This window comes from Embleya sp. NPDC001921 (assembly GCF_053594475.1).
This window is the reverse complement of the sequence record NZ_JBSFEO010000039.1, coordinates 74,347-95,833: the sequence shown is the minus strand read 5'-3', so window position 1 is coordinate 95,833 and position 21,487 is coordinate 74,347. Positions and strand designations below refer to the sequence as shown.

The following is a 21,487-nucleotide window of genomic DNA, read 5'->3' as shown; positions in this document are numbered from 1 at the left end:
GTTGCATAGCATCTTGGACGTGACTGATTCGAGCAGGCCGCAGGGACGCAGGATGCGGCAGGACGACGCCCCGCGCCGGGAGCCGAGGCGTGGCCTGCTCATGGGGCGCCCCTTCGGGGTGCCGGTCTATGTCGCGCCGACGTGGTTCGTGATCGCCGCGGTGATCACCGTGTTGTTCGCGCCGACCTTCGAGAGCCTGTTCCCGGATCTGGGTCCGTGGCGGTTCGTGTTGTCGTTCGGCTTCGCGGTGCTCTTGTACGTGTCCGTGCTGGTGCACGAGTTGGCGCACGCGGTGACGGCGCTGCGGCTGGGCTTGCCGGTGCGGCGGATCACCATCCAGTTCCTGGGCGGGGTGTCCGAGATCGACAAGCCGGAGACGGCCCGGCACGAGTTCCTGGTGTCGGCGGCGGGTCCGGCGTTGTCGCTGCTGCTCGGCGGCGGTTTCTGGGTGATCGGTCTGGCGCTGGACGTGGACACGCTGGCGGGGCGGATGATCGCTCTGTTGGCGGTGTCCAATCTGCTGGTGGCGGCGTTCAACCTGTTGCCGGGGCTGCCGCTGGACGGTGGCCGGATGTTGCGGGCGGTGGTGTGGCGGATCAGCGGGCGGCCGTTGGCCGGCACGATCGCGGCGTCCTGGGCGGGTCGGGTGCTCGCGGTGGTGGTGCTGATCGCGGCGGCGCTGTGGTCGCTGGGCGCGGACGCGGGCGCGCGCACGTACACGTTGATCTTCGGTGCGTTGGTGGCCGGATTCATGTGGGCGGGTGCGGTGCAGTCGCTGCGCGCGGAGCGGCTGCGGGAGCGGTTGCCGGAGCTGCGGGTGCGGTTGTTGACCCGGCGGGCGATCCCGGTGGCGGCGGATGTGCCGTTGTCGGAGGCGCTGCGGCGGGCGCACGAGGAGGGTGCGCGCGGGCTGGTCGTGGTGGATCGGGGCGGGGATCCGGTCGGGGTGGTGCGTGAGGCCGCGGTGTTGGCGACGCCGGAGCACCGCAGGCCCTGGGTGGCGGTGGGACCGTTGGCGCGGGATCTGGCGCCGGGGATGAAGGTGGGCGCGGATCTGGCCGGGGAGGATCTGCTGGTCGCGATGCGGGCGGCGCCGGCGAGTGAGTACCTGGTGGTGGAGCGGGACGGCGGGGTGTACGGGGTGTTGTCCCGGAGCGATGTCGAGCATGCGTTTTTGGCCATGATGCGGGGTTGAGGGCGGGGGTTTTCGGCCTCACTCGCCGGCCGGGCTGAAGGGTTCGTACGGCTTTGGTGTTGCGAGTGCGGTGCGTGGCGCTCGGCTTCTTTGGCCTCGAACGCCGGCCGGGCTGAAGGGTGTTGCGGGTGTGGTGAGTGGTGCTTGGCTTCCCTTGGCTTCAGGCCCGGCCGGGTGGGGGTGGGTCAGGTGGTGGGGGTGATGGTGATGGTGTAGCGGCCGTCTCGGGTGGTGGTGATTCGGGCCGTGTTGTCGCGTGTGTCGGTGTGGGTGCGGCCGGGGCCGGTGACGCGGATGGTCGGGGGCTTGGCGTAGACGTCCTTGGGGAGGACGATCTCGGTGGGGCCCTGGACGCCTCGGCGGGTGGTGAAGGTGAGCGTGTAGGTGCGGGTGTCCGGGTCGTAGCCGAAGCTCTCGGGGTTGCCGGCCACGGCGCGCGCGTAGGGCTGCACCAGCAGTTTGTTGTTGGGCTTCATCCGACCCTCGGCGTCCAGCGTGCAGTAGCCGCCGCCGTTGCACCATTGCCAGCCCGCCCAGCCGGTGCCGAAGCGGTCCATGGCCGCGGTCATCCGCTTGTAGAACAGCGGGATGTTGGGCAGCGACTGGTCCGGCGGCCCCCACTCCCCCACGATCACCGGGAGCTTGTTCGCCTTCGGGTAGGCGGTGATCGCGGCTTCGTAGTTCTCGATGAAGCCGCCGTCGGGGTCGTAGTCGGCGCCGGTCTCCATCGCGGTCTCGTAGAAGTGCGGGGCGTAGACGACCTTGTCGTCGGTGATCGGGCCGAGCGCGGTGGGCAGGCCCAGGCCGACCACGGGGGTGGGTTCGACCAGGATCCAGTTGCGTCGGTCGACCAGCCGGATCGCGTCGGTGAGCCGGTTCCACATGTCGGTGATCTGGGTCGATTCGAGCCGGGCGGCGGCGGTGGGGATGTCCTCGCCCTCGCGGAAGCGGCCCATCGGCTCGTTCATCAGGTCGTAGCCGAGCACGGCGGGGTGCCGGCCGAACGTGGCGGCGACCTTGATCCACATCCGTGCGTGCGCGCTTCGCAGGTCGCGGTCGTTGTACAGGTGGTCGAAGGCGGCCTGCACGCCGGGCGTGTAGTACTCGGCGAACCAGTCGCCGGGGACCGGCTCGTACGGCAGGCCCTCGTCGCGGGTGGTCCATTCCGGGTTGCCCCGGTGGTCGTTGAAGTACGGGCCGTAGATGTCCTGGTGGGCGTCCAGGACGACCTTGATGTGGTACTTCTCGGCCCAGCCCAGGACGCGTTCCATCCGGGCCAGGTAGTCGCGGCTGTAGCGGCCGGGGCGCGGTTCCAGGTCGTCCCAGAAGAACAGCACCCGGGCCAGGTTGAAGCCGCGGTCGGAGAGTTCGCGGAACTGCTTCTCGGTGACGTCCTTGAACGCCTCCGCGCCCCGGTGCTCCTTGTCGCCGATGTTGAAGCCGCGCCATTGGGTGGCCCGGCCGCGCTCGTCGGCGATGAAGGTGCGGTCGCCGACGGTGATCTTGTCCGGTCCGCGGCCGGGTCGGTCCTCGTGCGCGGACGCGGGGGTGGGCAGTCCCGCCAGGAGCAGGCCGCCGGTGATCGCGGCGGCCACGTGCAGCCGGGTGCGGGTGGGGACGCGCATGGGACCTCCGTCGGGGTTGCGGATGGGGTGTGTGGGACCCGTGGTGCCGGGACTCTACTGAGCGGTAGTGGCGATTGACAGAGGCCCCGGGCCACTCGGGCGCTCAGGGTGTCGCCCCGCACGCTTAGGGTGGTCGCCATGAGTGTCAGCCCCTCCGAAACCGCCTCCGACGAGGACACCCCGGCCGTCGAGCCCATCACCGACGCCGCGGGTGTCGTGGTGCCCGCCCAGGCCGGTGAGCTCGGACCCCGGCCGCCGGTGTCGTTGTCGCCGTCCCGGGCCGCGGACTTCATGCAGTGTCCGCTGCTGTACCGGCTGCGGGTGATCGACAAGCTGCCGGAGAAGCCGAGCGCCGCGGCCACGCGCGGCACGGTCGTGCACACGGTGCTGGAGCGGCTGTTCGACCTGCCCAGCGGCGAGCGCACGCCGGAGCGGGCGGTGGCGCTGGTGCGGCCGGCGTGGGACGAGTTGCTGGCCGAGCGCCCGGAGTTGGCGGAGTTGTTCGGCGAGGACGTCGCGGGCCTGGGCACCTGGTTGCAGGACGCGGACAAGCTGGTCGAGCGGTATTTCACGCTGGAGGACCCCAACCGGCTGGAGCCCGCCCGGCGTGAGCTCTACGTGGAGACGACGCTGGAGGACGGCCTGATCCTGCGCGGGGTCGTGGACCGGCTCGACGTGGCGCCGGCGGGCGATCTGCGGGTGGTGGACTACAAGACGGGCAAGGCCCCGGCGCCGATGTTCCAGGACAAGCCGCTGTTCCAGATGAAGTTCTACGCGCTGGTGTTGTGGCGGCAGCACGGCCGGGTGCCGCGCCGGTTGCAGCTCGTGTATCTGGGCAGCGGCGACGTGATCACCTACGACCCGGACGAGGGCGAGTTGCTGGCGGTCGAGCGCAAGCTGCGGGCGCTGTGGCAGGCGATCGACCTGGCGACCCGGACGGGCGAGTGGCTGCCCCGGAAGTCGAAGTTGTGCGGGTGGTGCGATCACCGGGAGGTGTGCCCCGAGTTCGGTGGCACACCTCCGGTGTATCCGTTGCCCGTGGTGCCCGCGTAGCCGCCGGTCGCCGCCTCCGCCCCGGTCAGATCGCGCCGGGGCGGACCAGGCCGCTCTCGTAGGCGTAGACGGCGGCCTGGACCCGGTCGCGCAGGCCGAGCTTGGTCAGCACGTGGCCAACGTGGGTCTTGACGGTGGTCTCGCTGACGTACAGCTCGGCGGCGATCTCCGCGTTGGACATCCCGCGCGCGACCAGGCGCAGCACCTCCACCTCGCGTTCGGTGAGCATCGCGAGCGTGTCGGGCGTGGGGTCCTCGGCGGAGGGCAGCCGTGCGGCGTACATGTCCAGGAGTCGCCGGGTGATGCTGGGTGCGAGTAGCGCCTCGCCCTCGGCGATCACCCGGATCGCGGTGACCAGGTCGTCGGCGGGCACGTCCTTGAGCAGGAAGCCGCTCGCTCCCGCGCGCAGTGCCTCGACCACGTACTCGTCGAGGTCGAAGGTGGTGAGCACGAGCACGCGGGCGGTGTTCTCCCCGTCGCGGCCCGATCCGGCGATCCGCCGGGTGGCCTCGACGCCGTCCATGCGGGGCATGCGGATGTCCATCAGCACCACGTCGGGCTGCAGGGCGCGGACCTGTTCGACGGCCTGTTCGCCGTCGGCGGCCTCGCCGACCACGGCGATGTCGGGCTCGGCCTCCAGGATCATCCGGAAGCCGGTGCGCAGCAGTGGCTGATCGTCGACCAGGATGACGCGGATCGTCATGGGCGGGTCTGCTCCAGTCGGTCGGGGGCGACACCGTCCGGCGGGGCGGCGGTGTCGGCGGTGTTCGTGGTGGACAGGGGGATGCGCGCGAGGACCTCGAAGCCGTCCTGGGCCCGGGGCCCCGCGTACAGGCGTCCACCGTAGAGGGAGACCCTCTCACGCATCCCGAGCAGGCCGTGCCCGGTGCGGTCGCCGGTGGGTGCGGTGCTGCCGCCTCGGCCGTCGTCGGCGACGCGGACCAGGAGTTCGGTGCGGCTGTAGCGCAGGAGTACGCGGGCCTCGGCGGGGCCGGCGTGCTTGAGCGTGTTCGTGAGGGCTTCCTGGACGATCCGGTAGGCCGCCAGGTCGATGCCCGGCGGCAGCTCGCAGGGGGCGCCCTCCAGGGACAGCTCGACCGGGAGCCCGGCCTCGCGGACCTGGGTGACCAGCGTGTCGAGTTGGTCCAGGCCCGGCTGGGGGGCGTTGTGGCCCTCGTTGGGCCCGCCCACCGCGTCGGTGGTGTCGCGCAGGATGCCGACCAGGCGGCGCATCTCCACCAGCGCGCCGCGGCCGGTCTGCTCGACCGCGGCCATCGCCTCCTTGGCCCGGTCCGGATTGCGCGCGACCATCCGCTGCGCGGCGGAGGCCTGCACGGTCATCACCGAGACGTGGTGGGCGACCACGTCGTGCAGTTCGCGGGCGATCCGGCCGCGTTCCTCGGCGATCGCGGCGCGGGTGTCGGCCTCGCGGGTGCGCTCCAGGCGGTCGGCGCGGGCCTCGAGTTCGGCGGTGTAGGCGCGCCGGAAGCCGACGCTGCGGGCGAACGCCCAGACCGCGAACATCGCGGCGAGGTTGGCGACGATGTCGAGGAACTCCACGTCGCTGTCGCGCAGTGCCAGCCACGCGATGGTGGCGCTCTCGGTGAACGCGAGCGCGCACGCGGCGGGCACCCGGGAGCGGCCGACCGCGACCGCGTACAACGCGACGATCTGGCCGATCCCGGCGCCGGCGGATTCGTAGTTCGCGCCGGCCAGGAGCAGTCCGGCGACGCTGACCGCGATCAGCACGCGCAGCGAGTGTGCGCCGCGCCACAGCAGCGGGACGGCGGTGAGCACGGCGAGCAGGATGCCCCACACGTCCGGGTCGCGGACGTCGTCGCGGCCGAGTTCGTGGAAGTACAGGCCGCCCACGGCGAATACCGTCAGCAGCAGCACCAGCGCCAGGTCGAGCACGGTGGGGCGCGGCCACGGCTGGCGGGTGTCGCGGCGGAGTTCCTGGACGAAGTCGGCCAGGCAGGCCCGTGCTCGGGCGAGCCGGGGCACCGATGGGCTCGGTCCGGGCGGGGCTGGGGTCCCGGCGGGGGTGTCCGGGGCGGGGGTCACGGCGCGCACGTCTCTTACGGTAGAGCCCCCGGCCGGGGGTTATGACCCCCCAGGGGCGCGGTCTCGTCCCCTGGGAGGAGCGGTGGGCCGATCTCCTCCTCGGGGCGGAGTCGCGGGCCGTACTCAACGGTGTGGCGGCGCGGGCGAGGGGGTGCGGCGAACGCGAGGGACTTCCCTGAAGCCCTGCCGTTCGCGATCACCAACACTGGACAACACACGGGGAACCCGGAAACGGGAACCGCGGGGATGTACTACGGGGGTAGTACGGGGGTCCGATCCTCTCGGGGTTCGGGCGGAGCACGACCAGGAGACCTCTCGGCGGTCACGGGGACGGGGGAAACCGCCGCCGGGAGGTCGACAGGGCCGACGGGGAAGCAGTACGGGTCGGAGCACGGGGGCTCCGGCACGGGGGAACGCAGTACACGGGGAATGCGGTACCGCAGTACACGGGGGAAAGCAGTACGGGGGAAACGCAGTACGGGGGAAACACGGGGATGTGGGAGCGGGCGGGCCTTCGGGCCCGTCCGCTCCCACCCGTTTGTGCCGACGGTGTAGGGCGGGGGTCGGCTTCCGAGCGCCTCGGGTTCGGCGCGTGGGGCGCGGCGCGCGGGGGCGCGGCCGGCTCAGCGGGCGACGCGGGAGCGGACCAGTTCGCCCAGGAAGGCCAGGTCGACCTCTTCGAGGGAGTCGACCACCGTGCGCGTCGGGGCGGGCGCGATCGGCGTCATGCTCGGCACCGCCAACACGACGCAGCCGGCCGCCTCGCCGGAGGCGATGCCGGTGGGCGAGTCCTCGACGACCACGCAGGACCACGGCTGGGCGTCCAGGCGGCGGGCCGCGGTCAGGTACGGGTCGGGGTGTGGCTTGGTGTTGGCGATCTCGTCGCCGGCCAGGGTGAAGCGGAAGTGGTGGGCGCCCAGCGAGGGCAGCACCGCGTCGACGATCACCCGCTGGGAGGCGGTGACCAGCGCGCACGGCACGCCGGCGTCGTCGACCTCGGCGAGCAGCCGCTTGGCGCCCGGGCGCAGGTCCACGCCGTCGCGCAGCGCGGCGACCATGCCGGTGTTGATCCGGTGCTCGAGTTCGGCGGGCGCGACGTCGAGGCCGGAGACCGAGAGCAGGTAGGCGACGGCGCGCTCCATCGGGCTGCCGAGCAGGTGCTCGGCGTGTTGCGCGGTGAGGGTGAAGCCGAGGTCGGCCATGACCGCGGTCTCGGTGGCGAACCAGTTGCGTTCGGTGTCGACCAGGGTGCCGTCCATGTCGAACAGGACTGCCGCGAGGCCGTGGCCCGGGCGTGCTCCGGTCGTGGTCGTGAGCGCTGCCGTCATCGTGTGGCCGCCTCTCCCCCGGTGCGGGAAATCGTGGTGTGGATGGGGTGGGTCGATCTCCTCACGCGGGGTCTCCATTGGGGTGCGATCCGCCGGTTGGCTCCGGCGGGTCCTCGATTGTGCGGCCCCGTCAGGGATTGGGCAACCGCCGAACGGGGTCGTATGCGGAAACGGTGACCGAAGCGGTCACGGCGAGCGGGTTCGCCAGCTCGGCGATCGCGGAGCGCAGCCGCCCGGGGTCGGTGTGCCAGGCGCTGGGGCCCATCGCCACCACGGTGGCGATGGCGGTGTGGTCGAGCGCCATGGTGAAGGTGTGCGTGTGCCGCTCGCGCACGGTGAACCAGGGCGCGAGTTTGGCGTCGATGCGTTCCTGCTTGTCCGGGTCGACCTGGAGCAGGCCGAGCGCGGGCACCAGTTCGGCGAGGTGTCCCGCGGTGGGCGCGGCGACCACCAGGGTGCCCTCGGCGGCCAGGATCCGGTGCAGTTCGGGCGGGTTGCGCGGGGCGAACACGTTGAGCACCCGCGCCGCGGCGCCGGTGCGTACCGGCAGGGGGCGCCACGCGTCGCAGACGGCGGCGCCCATCCGCGGGTGTGCGCGGGCGGCCCGGCGCAGCGCGTACTTGGAGATGTCCAGGGCCAGCCCGTGCCGCTCGGGCAGCGCGTCCAGCACGCGGGCGAGGTGGTGTCCGGTGCCCGCGCCGACGTCGACGAGGGCGCCGGGCACCGGGCCCGCGCTCGCGGCGGCCAGCGCGTCGCCGATCGGGTCGTAGTGGCCCGCGCCGAGGAAGTCGACGCGGGCCGCGACCATGGCGGCGGTGTCGGCGGTGCCCACCGAGCCGGTGCCGGTGAGCAGGTTGACGTAGCCCTGCTTGGCGACGTCGAAGCTGTGCCCGGCGGCGCAGCGCAGGGTGCTGTCCGCCGCCGCCAGGTCCGCGCCGCAGTGCGGGCAGGCGAGGGTTCCTACGACGTCGCCGAGCATGTGCCTCGTTCTTGGGTGACGGGTGGGCCGGGTCGCCTCAGCGGGCGTTGAAGTAGTTCGCCTCGGGGTGGTGCAGCACGATCGCGTCGGTGGATTGTTCCGGGTGCAGTTGGAACTCCTCGGACAGTTCGACGCCGATCCGCTCGGGCTTGAGCAAGCCGGTGATCTTGGCCCGGTCCTCCAGGTCGGGACAGGCGCCGTAGCCGAGCGAGAAGCGCGCGCCGCGGTAGTGCAGCTTGAGCATGCCGTCGAGGTCGTTCGGGTCTTCGCCGGCGAAGCCGAGTTCGGCGCGGACCCGGGCGTGCCAGTACTCGGCCAGGGCCTCGGCGAGCTGGACGGACAGGCCGTGCAGTTCGAGATAGTCGCGGTAGGAGTTCTCGGCGAACAGCTTCGCGGTGGCGTCGGACAGGCGCGGGCCCATGGTGGCGATCTGGAAGCCGACCACGTCGATCTCGCCGGAGTCCTCCGGGCGGAAGAAGTCGGCCAGGCACAGGTGCCGGTCGCGGCGTTGGCGCGGGAAGGTGAACCGGGTGCGTTCGTTGCCCGCGTCGTCGAGCACGATCAGGTCGTCGCCCTTGGACACGCACGGGAAGTAGCCGTAGACCACGCCGGCGTCGAGCAGGTTGTCGGTGACGATGCGGTCGAGCCAGTAGCGCAGGCGCGGGCGGCCCTCGGTCTCGACCAGTTCCTCGTAGGAGGGCCCGTCGCCGCCCCGGGTGGGCTTGAGGCCCCACTGGCCCATGAAGGTGGCGCGCTCGTCCAGCCACGAGGCGTAGTCGTTCAGCTGAATGCCCTTGACCACGCGGTCGCCCCAGAACGGCGGGGTGGGCACGGGGTTGTCGGCGGCCACGTCCGAGCGGGCGGGCATCTCCTCAGGTTCGGTCTCGATCACTTTGGCGGCGGCGACCTTGCGTCGGCGCAGCGCGGGCAGTTCGACGCCGGGCACGCCGCGCTTGACGCCCATCAGGGCGTCCATCAGGCGCAGGCCCTCGAACGCGTCGCGGGCGTAGCGGACCTCGCCGGCGTAGATGTCGTAGAGGTCCTCTTCGACGTAGGCGCGGGTCAGGGCCGCGCCGCCGAGGATGACCGGGTAGCCGGCGGCCAGGCCGCGGGTGTTCAGCTCCTGGAGGTTTTCCTTCATGATCACGGTGGACTTGACCAGCAGGCCGGACATCCCGATCACGTCGGCGCGGTGTTCCTCGGCGGCTTCCAGGATGGCCGAGACCGGCTGCTTGATGCCGATGTTGACCACGTTGTAGCCGTTGTTGGACAGGATGATGTCGACGAGGTTCTTGCCGATGTCGTGCACGTCGCCCTTGACGGTGGCCAGCACGATGGTGCCCTTGCCGTCTTCGCCCTCGACCTTTTCGATGTGCGGTTCCAGGTGCGCGACGGCGGACTTCATCACTTCGGCGGACTGGAGCACGAAGGGCAGTTGCATCTGGCCGGAGCCGAACAGTTCGCCGACCACCTTCATGCCGGCCAGGAGCGTGTCGTTGATGATCACCAGCGCGCTGCGCTCGCGCAGTGCCTCGTCCAGGTCCTCTTCCAGGCCGGCCCGCTCGCCGTCGATGATCCGGCGCTCGAGGCGCTCGTTCAGCGGCAGTGCGGCCAGTTCCTGGGCGCGGGTGGCGCGTACCGACTTGGCGTCGACGCCCTCGAACAGCTCCAGGAAGCGCTGGAGCGGGTCGTAGTCCTCGCGGCGGCGGTCGTAGACCATGTCGAGGGCGACCTCGCGCTGCTCCTCGGGGATGCGCGCCATCGGCAGGATCTTGCTGGCGTGCACGATCGCCGAGTCCAGGCCGGCTTCGATGCACTCGTTGAGGAAGACCGAGTTGAGCACGATGCGGGCGGCCGGGTTGAGGCCGAAGGAGACGTTGGACAGGCCCAGGGTGGTCTGTACGTCGGGGTGGCGGCGCTTGATTTCGCGGATCGCCTCGATCGTCTCGATGCCGTCCCGGCGGGTCTCCTCCTGGCCGGTGCCGATCGGGAAGGTGAGCGCGTCGATGATGATGTCGGAGACCTTGATCCCCCACTCGCCGGTGAGGGCGGTGATCAGCCGTTCGGCGACCCGGACCTTCCATTCGGCGGTGCGGGCCTGGCCCTCCTCGTCGATGGTGAGCGCGACCACGGCCGCGCCGTGCTCCTTGACGAGCGGCATGATCCGGCGAAAGCGCGAGGTGGGGCCGTCGCCGTCCTCGTAGTTGACGGAGTTGACCACGGCGCGCCCGCCGAGCAGTTCCAGGCCCGCCTCGAGCACCTCGGGCTCGGTGGAGTCGAGCATGATCGGCAGTGTGGACGCGGTGGCCAGCCGGCCGGCCAGCGCCTTCATGTCGGCGACGCCGTCGCGGCCGACGTAGTCGATGTTCAGGTCGAGCATGTGCGCGCCGTCGCGGGTCTGGTCGCGGGCGATGTCGAGGCAGTCGTCGTAGCGGCCTTCGAGCATGGCCTCGCGGAACGCCTTGGAGCCGTTGGCGTTGGTGCGCTCGCCGATGGACAGGTAGGACAGGTCCTGGCGGAAGGGCACCGACTGGTACAGCGACGCGGCGGCGGGCTCGTGCCGGGGGTGGCGCGGGGCGAGTTCGCGCCCGTGCACGCGGTCGACGACGGCCTTCAGGTGCGCGGGGGTGGTGCCGCAGCAACCGCCGACCAGGGCCAGGCCGTATTCGGTGGTGAACGTGTCGTGCGCGTCGGCCAGTTCCTCGGGGGTGAGCGGGTAGTGCGCGCCGTCCTTGGTGAGGATCGGCAGGCCGGCGTTGGGCATCGCGGTGACCCCGATGCCGGCGTGCTTGGCCAGGTGGCGCAGGTGTTCGCTCATCTCGACCGGGCCGGTGGCGCAGTTGAGTCCGATGAAGTCGATGCCCAGCGGCTCCAGGGCGGTCAGTGCCGCGCCGATCTCGGAGCCCATCAGCATCGCGCCGGTGGTCTCGACGGTGACCTGGGCGAAGATCGGCAGGTCGACGCCGGCCTTGGCGAGCGCGCGCTGCGAGCCGATGATCGAGGCCTTGGTCTGGAGCAGGTCCTGGCTGGTCTCGATGAGCAGGGCGTGCGCGCCGCCGTCGATCAGGCCGGCCGCGTTGATCTCGAACGCGTCGCGCAGCGTGGCGAAGGGGACGTGGCCCAGGCTGGGCAGCTTGGTGCCGGGGCCGATCGAGCCGAGCACCCAGCGCGGCCGGTCGGGGGTGGAGTACTCGTCGGCCACTTCACGGGCGATCCGGGCGCCGGCCTCGGCGAGCTCGTAGATGCGGTCCTGGATGTCGTACTCGCCCAGGTTGCCGAGGTTGGCGCCGAAGGTGTTGGTCTCGACGCAGTCGACGCCGACGTCGAAGTACTCCTTGTGCACGTTGCGCACGATGTCGGGGCGCGTGACGTTGAGGATCTCGTTGCAGCCTTCGTGGCCCTGGAAGTCGTCCAGGCTGGGATCCTGGGCTTGGAGCATGGTTCCCATCGCTCCATCGGCGACGACGACGCGGGTGGCGAGTGCTTCGCGAAGCTGCTGCGGGGTGGCTGTCATGAGAATGCGTCTCCGATGGGTGCGACGGCTGTCGGCTTGCCCGGGTCCGTCGAGACGGATCGGGCCAGAGCGCCAGCTTAATGCGCTCGCCGCGCGCGGCCCGGTGACGCGCGGGTGACGTCGCCCACTGGTCACCCCGCGCTCACCCGCGCTCACCGGGCCGTATGCGTCGCGTTCGCCGGGCGGTGCCCGGATTTCACTGTGGGCGAAGTCGACGCGGGCGGGTCTGGCCGAGGGTGCCTCAACCCGTAATGTGGGGACCGTACAGCTCTCGCGGCCTCGGGGACGGGTGCCCGCGGCGCACGGATCCCGGCCACGGCCGGAAGGAGGCACTGGGTGATCGAGCTCGACGACCTGCCCGAGCTGATCGACCCCGTCATGGTGGCCGCGTTCGAGGGGTGGAACGACGCGGGCGATGCCGCTTCCGCCGCGATCGAGCACCTCGACCGGGTTTGGAAGGGCGAGGTGTTCGCGGCGTTGGACGCCGAGGACTACTACGACTTCCAGGTCAATCGCCCGACGATATGGCTGGACGGGGACACCCGGCGGATCACCTGGCCCACCACCCGGCTGTCGGTGGTCCGGTTGGCCGAGCCGCGCCGCGATCTGGTGCTGGTGCACGGCATCGAGCCGAATCTGCGCTGGCGCTCGTTCTGCAACGAACTGCTGGGCTTCGCGCACGAGTTGGGTGTGGAGACGGTGGTGGTGCTGGGCGCGATGCTGGGCGACGCGCCGCACTCGCGGCCGGTCCCGGTCAACGGCACCACGTCGGATCCGGTGGTGGCCGCGAACGTGGGGCTGGAGCAGTCCCGGTACGAGGGGCCGACCGGCATCGTGGGCGTGTTCCAGGAGGCGTGCGCGCACGCGGGGATGCCTGCGTTGACGTTCTGGGCCTCGGTGCCGCACTACGTCGCGCAGCCGCCTTCGCCCAAGGCCACGCTGGCGCTGTTGCGCCGGCTGGAGGATTTCCTGGACGTGACCGTCCCGATGGGTGAGCTGGCCGAGGACGCGCGGGCGTGGCAGGTGGGGGTGGATCAGCTCGCGGCCGAGGACACCGAGGTCGCGGAGTATGTGCGCTCGCTGGAGGCGGCGCGGGACACCGAGGACCTGCCCGAGGCGTCCGGTGACGCGATCGCGGCCGAGTTCGAGCGTTACCTCAAGCGCAAGGGCGATCAGGCCGAGGGGTGATCGGGGCTCGGGTGGTCGGAATCCGGTGAGCGGGGCCGGTGGGCGGGCTCCGGCGACGGACCGGGTGATCGGGGCCGGCGATCGGGGCCGGTGAGCGGGGCCTGTGATCGGATCTGGTGGCCGGGGCTCCGGTGATCGGACCGGGAGTGGTCGGGGCCGGGTGGTCGGCCCTGCGTGGTCGGCCCTGCGTGATCGGCCCGCGGGGTGGTCAGGCCGAGCGCCGGCGCAGTTCCAGGGTCGCGAGCGGGATGAATCCGCCGGTGCCCGGTGCCGCGGCGGCGTCGGGGCCGGACAGTCGGCGGAGCATGGCCAGGGCGATGCGCTCGCCCTGTGCCTTGGCCCGTTCGGCGCGCGGTCCGGCGAAGCCGCCGTCGACGGTGGCCCGCCACAACTGGACCCAGCGGCCGAAGTGCCGGGCGGTCAGTGGCGCGGCGCGGTGCAGCGTGTGGTGCACGGCGAACGCGTCGCCGCGGTAGTCGGCGGTGCGCAGCAGCGCGCGCTCCCAGAAGTCGGTGATCCGGGGCAGGTGCGCGTCCAGGTCGGTGCCGGCGATCTCGGTGAAGTAGGCGCCGATCACCGGGTCGGCGAAGGCCGCGCCGTAGAAGCGGCGCAGGAGCGCGTCCAGGTCGGCGCGGGTGGTGATGTCGGCGAGGTCGGCGCGGGCGCTGTGCGGGCCCGGGTGGGCCTCGTGTGGGTGTCCCCGGTCCGCTCGCGGCGCGTGCGGCGTGTGCGGTGCTCGCGGGTGCGGCGCCGGGCGCGACGTGCCGGTCTCCGGTTCCGCCCGGTGCGGTTGTCTCCGGTCCGGTTCCCTCTGGTTCGGCCCTGCCCGGTCCGGTTCTGCCCGGTCCCGGGCCGCGCGGAGCGTGAGGTCCGTCGGTTCGCGTGTGCCGTCGCCGTGCATGCCCGCCAGTTTAGGCGGCCGGTGTTCGGGGGCCCGGGCCGAACGGCCCGCGCGGGTGGGGTCCTGGGACCCCGCCCGCGCGGTCTGTGCCGAGTCCGCCGTCCGCGCCGGTGGACGGCGGGCCCGTTCGTGGTGTCGTGACCGGGCACCCCGGTGGGCCCGGCCACGACCTTGCGGTCACGAAGCGGTGAAGGCGGCCGCGTTCGTGGCCGCGCCCTCGGGGCTAGCCCAGGCCGCTGTGGATCGCGGACGCGAGTTCGCCGTTGGTGGTGTCACCACTGAACTCCCAGAAGAACGCGCCGCGCAGGTTCTGCGCCTTGGCCCAGCTCATCTTGGAGTTGACGGTGGCGGGGGTGTCGTAGCTCCACCAGTTGCTCCCGCACTTGGCGTACGCGGTGCCCGCGATGGTGCCGGTGCTGGGGCAACTGCTCTTGAGCACCTTGTAGTCCTCGATGCCCTGCTCGTAGGTGCCCTGGGCGGGGCCGGTGGCGGTGCCGCCGGGCGCGTCCTGGGTGACCCCGGTCCAGCCTCGGCCGTAGAAGCCGATGCCGAGCAGGAGCTTGCTCGCCGGGACGCCCTTGGTCTTGAGCTTGGCGATCGCGTCGGAGGAGTTGAAGCCCTCCTTCGGGATGCCGGTGTAGGAGGTCAGCGGCGAGTGCGGGGCGGTCGGACCCTTGGCGTCCCAGGCGCCGAAGAAGTCGTAGGTCATCACGTTGTACCAGTCCACGGAGGCGGCGGCGCCTCCGTAGTCGGCCGCGTCGATCTTGCCCGCGGAGGACGCGTCGGCGGTGATCGCCGCGGTGACCAGGTTGTTCGTGCCGAACCTGGCCCGGGTGGCGGAGAGCAGCGTCTTGATCGAGGCCGCGCCGCTGGTGTCACAGGTCAGGCCGCACGCGTTGGGGTATTCCCAGTCCAGGTCGATGCCGTCGAACACGTCGGCCCAGCGCGGGTCCTCGACCAGGTTGTAGCAGGAATCGGCGAACGCGGCGGGGTTGGCCGCGGCCTGGCCGAAGCCGCCGGACCAGGTCCAGCCGCCGAACGACCACAGGATCTTGATGTTGGGGTACTTGGCCTTGAGCTGGCGCAACTGGTTGAAGTTGCCGCGCAGCGGCTGGTCCCAGGTGTCCGCCACGCCGCTGACGCTCTGATCGGCGGTGAAGGCCTTGTCGTAGTCGGCGTAGGAGTCGCCGATGGTGCACTTGCCGCCCTGGACGTTGCCGAAGGCGTAGTTGATGTGGGTGATCTTGGCGGCCGAGCCGGACGTGACGATGTTCTTCACGTTGTAGTTGCGGCCGTAGATGCCCCAGTTGGTGAAGTAGCCGAGCTTGACGGTGTTGCCGCCGTTGCCCCCGCCACCGGTGGTGTGCACGGTGACCGCGGCACTGGCCGGGCCGGTCTGGTCGACGGTGTCGCGGGCGATGACGGTGTAGGTGTAGTCGGTGCCCGCGGCCAGGCCGCTGTCGGTGTAGGTGGGGGTGGTGACGGTGGCGATCTTGCTGCCGCCGCGCAGCACGTCGTAGTTCTTGATGCCGTGGTCGTCGGTCGCCGCGGTCCAGGTGAGCTTGACGCCGTTGTCGGTGACGTTGCTCGCGACCGGGGTGCCGGGTGCGCCGGGCGGGTTGTCGCCGGGGTTCGTGGGTCCCCCGTCGCAGGATCCGCCGTTGATCTTGCACCCGGTCGGGTTGCCGGGGCCGGTGCCGTTGAAGCCGAAGGTCACCGAGGCGCCGGGGCCGACGGTGCCGTTCCAGCCGACGTTCTTGGCGGTGTAGTGGTCGCCGGTGCGCGTGACGGTGGCGTCCCAGGACGAGCCGACGGCGGTGCCGGCGGGGAAGTCCCATTCCAGGGTCCACGAGGTGATCGCGGCCGTGCCGGTGTTCTTGATGGTCCAGCTTCCGCCGAAGCCGGAGCCCCAGTCGGAGGTCTTGACGAACGTGGCGGTGGTACCGGCGGCCTGTGCGGGGGACGCGAGGCCGACCATCGCTGCCAGGGGAAGCAGCAAGGCGCTGATCATGGCGACAAGGGTGCGCCGGGACAAGGTCGTGCGTCGTTTGGTTCCTGTGCTCAAGGGTGCTCCTCGAGTGGGGCCAGACATACGGGGACGTGGCACCTCCCGGTGGGGAAACGATTCGACTACGGCCCCACCGCAGGTGCAGTGAGAGTAGGAAAGGTCTGGACCACGGGTCAATGGTCTGTACCAAAATGGTCTGGACCAACTGCCTTGCCCGGTACCGGAAATGCCACACGCGGGCCCCGAGGGGCCCGCGTGATCTGGGAGTTCGTCGAACTTGCCAAAATTTTCCCGGCCGCCGGTCCGTCCGTCCTCAGCGCCGGGCCGGGGCGTACGGCGCGCCGGGTGCGGGCGCGGTGCCGTCCACGGCCGCGCGCCACCGGTCGTGCAGCCACATCTGGGTGCGCCGCCGGGCGGCCCGCTCGTCCCACTGCACGTCCCGCTCGTAGGTGAGCACGGACAGGTCCCCGGCGAGCACCGCCCAGGTGTAGAGCCCGTTGATGTGACGCGCGTTGACCCTCATTCCGCTCACCGAGGTGGCCCGACCGGCGGGCGTGCCGATGGTCTCGTCGTGCTGGGCGACCCACTGCACGGTCAGCCCCTCGGCGTGCAGCGGATCCACGTGGTGCCAGAACGCCTCGGCGGCGGCGTGCGCCTCCTCGGTGCCGGGCAGCGGGCCCGGGCGCGGGCCGTCCAGCCGGGTCCAGCCCAGCAGGGTGCCGTCGGCGCGGTCCACCACCACGCTGGCGTGCGGGCCGCCCGGGTGCGGGTGGGTGGCCGGTTGATGGCGCACGACCACGACGGGGCGTTCGTCGTGCCACGCGTAGTCGAGCGCCGTGAGTATCCAGTTGCGGGGTATCGACAGTCTGCACTTCGCCAGCAGAGCGGCGACGGCGGTGGTGACGTCGGTGTCCCTGCCGGGGAACAGGGTCATGGTGCGTCCTCGCGGTCGTGCGGGATCGGAACGGAGTCGAGGTGGATCAGGACGGTGCGGCGGTCGCGGCGGTCGCGGTGGGCTCGCGCACCGGGGCGGGACCGAGAAGCCGGGTGGGGATCTCGGTGCCGCTCGCGTCCGCGGGCGACGCCAGTTTGCCGCACACCTGTTCGGCGCCGCCGGCGAGGGTGAGCCGGCCGACCCGCCCGGGGCTCGTCCGCGCGTCGCCGCACCGGTCGGGCGAGCCGGGGCCCCGGCCCCGGACGTGGCCGAGGCGCTCGGCGAGGGCGCCGGGCGCCGGGGCGCCGGCCGAGGGCGGCGCACAGGAGATCTGCATGAACCGGACCCTAACGATCGGCGGGCCGGATGAGAACAAGTTCCATCCTTTCCATACGGTCGCGTACGGACATTTGCCCGTGGTTGGGCGAGCTCGTACTTCGTGGGTGCTTCCGTTCGTGTGACGCGGGGCACGAACTCGAGGAAGCCCGTGTGCCGTTCGGCTAGGGTCCGGGCAACCCTGCTCGGGAAGGAGCGCGTGTGTCCTCGACCGTCGACACCGATCTGCTCGTCATCGGCGCGGGCCCCACCGGCCTGTACGCCGCCTACTACGCGGGGTTCCGGGGCCTGCGGACCGCGTTGTTGGACTCGCTGCCCGAACCCGGTGGGCAGATCTCCGCGATGTACCCGGAGAAGATGATCTACGACGTCGCCGGCTTCCCGGCGATCAAGGGCCAGGACCTGGTGGACGCGCTGGTCGAGCAGGCCGCGCCGTTCGAGCCGAGCTACCTGCTGGGGCACCGCGCCGAGGAGCTGGCGCAGGACGACGAGGGGGTCACGGTCACCTGCGCGAGCGGCCTGGTGGTGCGCGCCAAGGTGGTGCTGATCAGCGGCGGGATCGGCACGTTCAGCCCCCGCCCGCTGCCCGCCGCGGACGCCTTCACCGGCGAGGGCGTGCGCTACTTCGTGCCGCGCCTGGCCGATCTGGCCGGGCTGGACGTGCTGATCGTGGGCGGCGGCGACTCGGCGTTCGACTGGGCGACCAGCCTGGAGCCGATCGCCAAGTCGATCACGCTGGTGCACCGGCGGGACAAGTTCCGCGCGCACGAGCACACCGTGCGGCGCGTGCTGGCCTCCACCACCGAGGTGATCACCTCCGCCGAGGTCACCGCGCTGCACGGCGACGGGCAGGTCAGCGGCGCGGACGTGGTCGCCAAGGCCGACGGCGCGGTGCGCACGCTCCCGGTCCAGGCGGTGGTGGCCGCGCTCGGCTTCGTCGCGGACCTGGGCCCGATGACGCACTGGGGCCTGGAGCAGCGCAAGCGGCACATCGTGGTGAACCAGGCGATGCGCACCAACCTGACGCGGGTGTTCGCGGCCGGCGACATCGTCGACTACGACGGCAAGGTCAAGCTGATCGCCACCGGGTTCGGCGAGGCGGCCACCGCGGTCAACAACGCGATGACCGTGGTCGACCCCTCCGCGCACGTCTTCCCCGGGCATTCCTCCGATGTTCCGTAGCACGTGTTCGAGTCGGGGCGGTCACGGTGTCGGCGCGGCGATATCGCCGCGCCGGTACGGCATTTCCCGCGCCTGTCCGGGGCGGGACTTTCCGGCCGGCCCGGACCGAAAAGCGGAATAGCCACTTGTTGTCTCGGCGGATGACTCGATAGGCTCACGCAGTCGCAGATATCGATCCATTCCTGTCGAAGGACGTCATGACGCTCGTGGTGCCGGTCACCGCCTCCACGCCCGGAGTCTCCTCCCGGCGTGTCGAGGCCGTCGCGCCCTGCGGCGCGGCCGTGCGCCGTCCGCGAACTCCCCTGTGCACCCGCCGGCATGTCGATTTCGGCCGCGTGCACAGCTCGGCCTGTCGCACCCGCTGATCCCCGCGGACCGGGCTGCTCCGCCGCCGGACGCTCACCGACGATCCCCGTGATCGCCGCCGGGCCGTCCGCCCGCCGTTCCACGACCTCCCCCTCGATTCGCCGCGTCCCGCGCCGGCGCGTTTCCTGACGCGTTCGCGTTCGCGTTCGACGTCGCGCGCTCGCGCGAATCGAGGAATATCCCTGCCCGAAATCACGCGCGCCGCCGCGTGAATTCGCCATGCCCGGAGATTCCCATGCGCATTTCGGCATTCGCCGCCCCCACTCCCTCCCGAAGACTGCGTCGCGCCGCCGAAGCCGGTGCCGCCGCGGTCGCCCTCGCGCTGCTGGGCGGCGCCTGCGACAACGCCGGCGACCGGGCCGCGAACAGCGCCGAGGTCGGCCCGCCGCGGGCCGGCGGCACACTCACCTTCGCGCTGGCCGCCGACCCCACGTGCCTGGACCCGCAGCAGTTCGGCGCGAACGCGAGCCTGAACGTGGGTCGCCAGATCGTCGACTCGCTGACCGACCAGGACGGCAGGACCGGCGAGATCAAGCCGTGGCTGGCCACCTCGTGGGAGGTGGACCCGCAGGCCACCCGCTTCACCTTCCACCTGCGCCCGGGCGTCACCTTCGCGGACGGGGCGCCGCTGGACGGCGCGGCGGTCAAGGCCAATCTCGACGGCGTGGTCGCGCTGGGCGCCAAGGCCACCATCGCGAGCAGCTACCTGACCGGGTACCAGGGCACCACCGTGCTCGACCCCACCACCGTGCGGGTCGAATTCGCGGCGCCCAGCGCCCAGTTCCTCCAGGCCACCTCCACCATGTCGCTGGGCCTGCTCTCCCCCGCCACACTGGCCAAGACCCCCGAGCAGCGCTGCCAGGGCGACCTGGTCGGCTCCGGACCGTTCACACTGCGCTCCTACAAGCCGAACCAGAGCGTGGAGTTGGCCAAGCGGGCCGGGTACGGCTGGGGCTCGTCGCTGTTCGCCCACCAGGGCGAGGCGTACCTGGACCGGCTCGTGTTCAAGATCGTGCCGGAGTCCGGCGTGCGGGCCGGCAGCCTGGAGTCCGGCCAGGTGGACGCGATCAGCGATGTGCAGCCGCAGGACGAGGCGCGCTTCGCCTCCGGCTACACCGTGCTGACCCGCCCCAACCCGGGCGTGGTGTTCAACCTCCAGGCCAACGTCTCCCGGCCGGTCCTGTCCGAGGAGGCGGTGCGCCGGGCGATCCAGAAGGCGGTGAACCGGCCCGAGTTGGCGCAGACCGTGCTCACCCCCAAGTACAAGGCGGCGACCTCGCCGCTGGCCTCGGTCACCCCCGGCTACGTGGACCTGTCCGCGGAGCTGGCGTACGACCCCGAGGGCGCCAAGCGGCTGTTGGAGGGGGCGGGCTGGAGGACCGGCTCGGACGGCGTACGGGTCAAGGACGGGCGTCGGCTGAGCGTGGATGTGATCTTCGCGCCGCTGTTCAACGCGAGCCAGTCCGTGCTGGAACTGGTCCAGCAGGAGTTGCGCAAGGTCGGCGTGGACCTGCGGCTGCGCAAGCTGGCCGCCGGTGAGCAGAACCAGGTGCAGAGCGCGGGCGACTACGACTTCGCGTACTACAACGTCACCCGCGCGGATCCGGACATCCTGCGCACGCTGTTCAGTACCAAGACGATCAACCGGCTCAAGATCGCCTCGGGCGAGTTGGACGTCGTGCTGGACGACCAGGCGCAGAACCTCGACCCCGCGCAGCGCGACGCCAAGGTCGCCCAGGCGCAGCGCATCGTCGCCGAGCGCGCGTACGTGATCCCGCTGTTCGAGTTGTCCCAGGTGCACGGGCTGGGCCCGAAGGTGCACGGGCTCGGCTTCGAGGCGTCCTCGCGCCTGCAGTTCCACGACACGTGGGTGAGCGGCTGATGCGCGGGTATCTGGTGCGCCGCGTGCTCCAGGCGGTGCTGGTGTTGTGGGCGGCGTTCACCGTCTCGTTCGTGGTGCTGTATCTGCTGCCGGGCGATTCGTTGTCGATCAAGCTGGGTGGTCTGGAGGGCACCGCGACGCAGGCGCAGATCGACGCGGTGCGCGCGGCGCACGGCTTGGACGATCCCCTCTACGTGCAGTACGCGCACGCGCTGGGCGACGCGCTCACCGGGGATCTGGGCACCTCGGCGCAGACCGGGGCGCCGGTGGCGCGCACGATCGCGGACGCGTTGCCGCAGACGCTGGCGTTGACCGGGTTCGCGATGGCGCTGGCGGTGTTCGGTGGCGGCGGGTTGGCGCTGGCGGCGACGTTCACCCGGTTGCGGGCGCTGCGCCAGGTGTTGTTGTCGCTGCCGGCGATCGGGATCTCGATGCCGGGCTTTTGGGTGGGGTTGCTGCTGGTGCAGGTGGTGTCCTTCCAGTGGGGGCTGCTGCCGGCGCTGGGCAATGACGGCTTCGAGAGCCTGGTGTTGCCGGCGGTCACGCTGGCGCTGCCGGCCGGCGCGATGATCGCGCAGGTGTTGGCGAAGAGCATGACCACGGCGCTGGAGGAGCCGTACGTGCAGACCGCGCGGGCCAAGGGGGCGGGCCGGGTGCGCATCCATCTGCGGCACGCGTTGCGCAACGCGTCGCTGCCGGCGCTGACGCTGGCGGCGGTGGTGACGGGGAACGTGCTGGTGGAGTCGGTGGTGGTGGAGACGGTGTTCTCCCGGGCCGGGATCGGCCGGCTGACCGCGGCGGCGGTGGACACCCAGGATCTGGCGATGGTGCAGGGGGTGGTGCTGCTCGCGGCGGTGGTGTTCGTCACCGTCGCGCTGGTGGTGGATCTGCTGTATCCGGTGCTGGATCCGCGCGTGGGAAGGACGGTGTGA

General features: G+C 71.5%; 16 protein-coding genes. 6 read left to right on the top strand and 10 right to left on the bottom strand.

Annotated elements, in window-relative coordinates; all coding sequences use genetic code 11:
* Window positions 1-19 precede the first annotated feature (19 nt).
* Complete coding sequence (locus ACWCPW_RS36455) at window positions 20-1,195, top strand: M50 family metallopeptidase (protein WP_449765855.1); 1,176 nt, start codon at window positions 20-22, stop codon at window positions 1,193-1,195.
* A 185-nt stretch (window positions 1,196-1,380) separates the two neighbouring features.
* Here the strand turns inward: ACWCPW_RS36455 and ACWCPW_RS36450 are convergent, their stop codons facing one another.
* Window positions 1,381-2,820 (bottom strand): cellulase family glycosylhydrolase, encoded by a 1,440-nt coding sequence (locus ACWCPW_RS36450; RefSeq protein WP_449765854.1) that lies wholly within the window; start codon window positions 2,818-2,820, stop codon window positions 1,381-1,383.
* Window positions 2,821-2,958: 138 nt separating this feature from the next.
* On the opposite strand from ACWCPW_RS36450, the gene ACWCPW_RS36445 reads away from it, so the two are divergent.
* Window positions 2,959-3,873, top strand: a complete 915-nt coding sequence (locus ACWCPW_RS36445) for a RecB family exonuclease (RefSeq protein WP_449765853.1) — start codon at window positions 2,959-2,961, stop codon at window positions 3,871-3,873.
* Between the two features lie 25 nt (window positions 3,874-3,898).
* Here ACWCPW_RS36445 and ACWCPW_RS36440 read toward each other — a convergent pair whose 3' ends face one another.
* The 5 genes from ACWCPW_RS36440 to metH form a co-directional block, all read right to left on the bottom strand.
* The gene (locus tag ACWCPW_RS36440; RefSeq protein ID WP_020552051.1) at window positions 3,899-4,576 is read right to left on the bottom strand and encodes a response regulator; all 678 of its coding nucleotides are present in this window, start codon (window positions 4,574-4,576) and stop codon (window positions 3,899-3,901) included.
* A complete protein-coding gene (locus ACWCPW_RS36435) occupies window positions 4,573-5,946 on the bottom strand; it encodes a sensor histidine kinase (RefSeq protein WP_449765852.1) in 1,374 nt (457 codons plus the stop codon). The genes ACWCPW_RS36440 and ACWCPW_RS36435 overlap by 4 nt, the downstream gene beginning before the upstream one ends.
* Before the next feature lie 614 nt (window positions 5,947-6,560).
* Window positions 6,561-7,265 carry an HAD family hydrolase gene (locus tag ACWCPW_RS36430; protein WP_449765851.1) on the bottom strand — a complete coding sequence of 235 codons (705 nt, stop codon included), beginning with the start codon at window positions 7,263-7,265 and terminating at the stop codon, window positions 6,561-6,563.
* 130 nt (window positions 7,266-7,395) lie between these two features.
* The gene (locus tag ACWCPW_RS36425) at window positions 7,396-8,244 is read right to left on the bottom strand and encodes a putative RNA methyltransferase (protein ID WP_449765850.1); all 849 of its coding nucleotides are present in this window, start codon (window positions 8,242-8,244) and stop codon (window positions 7,396-7,398) included.
* A gap of 37 nt (window positions 8,245-8,281) precedes the next feature.
* Window positions 8,282-11,758: a methionine synthase gene (gene metH / locus ACWCPW_RS36420; protein WP_449765849.1), complete on the bottom strand. Its 3,477-nt coding sequence runs from the start codon at window positions 11,756-11,758 to the stop codon at window positions 8,282-8,284.
* 336 nt (window positions 11,759-12,094) lie between these two features.
* Between metH and ACWCPW_RS36415 the strand changes: the two genes are divergently transcribed.
* Complete coding sequence (locus ACWCPW_RS36415) at window positions 12,095-12,946, top strand: PAC2 family protein (RefSeq protein ID WP_395873002.1); 852 nt, start codon at window positions 12,095-12,097, stop codon at window positions 12,944-12,946.
* 208 nt (window positions 12,947-13,154) lie between these two features.
* Here the strand turns inward: ACWCPW_RS36415 and ACWCPW_RS36410 are convergent, their stop codons facing one another.
* From ACWCPW_RS36410 to ACWCPW_RS36395, 4 genes are all read right to left on the bottom strand, one after another.
* The gene (locus ACWCPW_RS36410; protein ID WP_449765848.1) at window positions 13,155-13,847 is read right to left on the bottom strand and encodes a group III truncated hemoglobin; all 693 of its coding nucleotides are present in this window, start codon (window positions 13,845-13,847) and stop codon (window positions 13,155-13,157) included.
* A 223-nt stretch (window positions 13,848-14,070) separates the two neighbouring features.
* On the bottom strand, window positions 14,071-15,858 hold the full coding sequence (locus ACWCPW_RS36405) for a glycosyl hydrolase family 18 protein (protein ID WP_449765847.1): 1,788 nt from the start codon (window positions 15,856-15,858) through the stop codon (window positions 14,071-14,073).
* 310 nt (window positions 15,859-16,168) lie between these two features.
* Entirely contained in the window at window positions 16,169-16,789 is a 621-nt protein-coding gene (locus tag ACWCPW_RS36400) for a hypothetical protein (RefSeq protein ID WP_406294317.1), read from the bottom strand.
* Between the two features lie 46 nt (window positions 16,790-16,835).
* Entirely contained in the window at window positions 16,836-17,126 is a 291-nt protein-coding gene (locus ACWCPW_RS36395) for a hypothetical protein (RefSeq protein ID WP_449765846.1), read from the bottom strand.
* Window positions 17,127-17,326: 200 nt separating this feature from the next.
* Between ACWCPW_RS36395 and ACWCPW_RS36390 the strand changes: the two genes are divergently transcribed.
* The 3 genes from ACWCPW_RS36390 to ACWCPW_RS36380 all read left to right on the top strand — a co-directional run bounded on the left by ACWCPW_RS36390 (window position 17,327) and on the right by ACWCPW_RS36380 (window position 21,487).
* Complete coding sequence (locus ACWCPW_RS36390) at window positions 17,327-18,307, top strand: NAD(P)/FAD-dependent oxidoreductase (protein ID WP_449765845.1); 981 nt, start codon at window positions 17,327-17,329, stop codon at window positions 18,305-18,307.
* Window positions 18,308-18,908: 601 nt separating this feature from the next.
* Complete coding sequence (locus tag ACWCPW_RS36385) at window positions 18,909-20,555, top strand: ABC transporter substrate-binding protein (RefSeq protein WP_449765844.1); 1,647 nt, start codon at window positions 18,909-18,911, stop codon at window positions 20,553-20,555.
* Window positions 20,555-21,487: an ABC transporter permease gene (locus ACWCPW_RS36380; protein WP_449765881.1), complete on the top strand. Its 933-nt coding sequence runs from the start codon at window positions 20,555-20,557 to the stop codon at window positions 21,485-21,487. The genes ACWCPW_RS36385 and ACWCPW_RS36380 overlap by 1 nt, the downstream gene beginning before the upstream one ends.